Origin of the sequence: Halomonas sp. PBN3 (assembly GCF_000475415.1) — a bacterium.
In the GTDB taxonomy this organism is placed as follows: Bacteria; Pseudomonadota; Gammaproteobacteria; order Pseudomonadales; family Halomonadaceae; genus Halomonas; species Halomonas shengliensis.
The window spans coordinates 1-1546 of record NZ_AXCA01000060.1; the positions used below are offsets into that span (position 1 = coordinate 1).

Here is a 1546-nt window from a genome sequence, read left to right on the forward strand (position 1 = left end):
GTAACTATTCAGGTCACGCTGCCTGATCCAGGCCGTCCCGACGCATGAATTCGGGCACTTCACCGGCAAACAACTGTTCTAGTGCGGTGTGCGCTGCCAGGCCCTGCTTGACCGCCGTCGAGAGGAAGCTGCGCATCCGGCAGAAGATCTCGGCACCTTCCCAGGAGCGGAAACAGCCTGAAATCTTCTGCTGGACCTTGGTCATCCGCAGGTCACGCTCCCCTTGGTTATTGGTGAAGGGCGCGGCGGGGTCGTCGAGGAAACGCAGCACATCGTCCTCGTACGCCTGGAGACGTTCGAGCAGGTTACGTGCCTTGGTACGTTTGGCACGACCGCGCTTTCCCGGTGGTGGTGGGATCGGTGGCGGACACTCGGTCTCACCCTCTGTCAGGCACTGCCGATAGCGGACTCGCCAGCGTTGCGCCTCTTCGGGCGAGAGCGTGCCACCGGCAGCGTCAACGGCCTGATGCATCTCCAGCAGCAGATCATGCAGCGCCTTGGCCCACTTTTGGTGGTCATTTTCCCAGGCCGCAGTCAATTCACGCAGGTGATGGGCGTTGCAAAGTGCGTGGCGGCAATCCGCGTAGCGGTAGTAAGGCTTCCAGTGATCATGCACCAGCACCCCCTGGACATAGGGCAGGATGCCGATGGCATCCATGGCCTCCTGACCTCGCTTGGCGTGAGGCGCCAAGTAGGTCAGGGCGTCATTCGAGGCGCTGTGCAGCCAGTAGCGCTTGCCGCCGACCTGCATCCCGGTCTCGTCGGCATGCACGGTCGCGGCTTGCCTCAGCGCCGGGATCGCCCACTCGGCAAACGCCTCGGCGCGCTGATAGGCCTCTTGATTGAAGGCGAACAGCGTGCCGGTGCTCAGCGATAGATCGCACTGTGAGGCCAGCAGCGCCTGGATGCGGGCATAGGGCAGCAACTGATACTGCGAGAGATAGACGACATGCGCCTTGAGACGTGGGCCATACTGGATCGGGCGGGTCACGCCGTCGGGAAACGGCGCCACATGGCGCCGCCCGAGATCGTCCTCCAGCACCTCGGCGCGATACTCGGTGACGACGGCCTGGATCACGATGTCTTGCACCTGGCGCGTTTCGATGCCGACCGAGCGATAGGTGCGCCCTTTGGGCAAGGTGCGGCGATCGACGCGCAACGACACGATCTCGTCGGGATCGGTGACCGGCGCCAGCGTCTTGCCTTCGTGACCCGGTTGCCCGCCAGGGCGACGCTCGCCCTTGGCCCGGGAACGGCGTTGGCGGTTGGGGTCTTGTGACGGCGGCTTGCTGCTGTTGCGGCTGCTGGTGGCCAGTCGGTCGGCCATCAGCTTGACCAGCAGCATCAGCACGTCGATGGCAGCACGCAAGGAAGGCGAGACCGTGTGGTCTTCCTTGAGCTGCTGCCGGACCCGTTCCAGGGCCTCGTCGACGTTGATATCGCTGATGGTCATGTCACCGCATAGACGTGCCGAAGGATCAGGCACACTATGCCAAAAAAATCAGGTGGTTGGCGACATGCCATCCGCAGCCACCTGAATAGTTAC

1 protein-coding gene is annotated in these 1546 nt (G+C 63.2%); it reads right to left on the minus strand.

From position 1 onward, the window contains the following. Positions 1–13 precede the first annotated feature (13 nt). Entirely contained in the window at positions 14–1453 is a 1440-nt protein-coding gene (tnpC, locus tag Q673_RS22825; RefSeq protein ID WP_023004967.1) for an IS66 family transposase, read from the minus strand. Between the last annotated feature and the right edge of the window lie 93 nt (positions 1454–1546).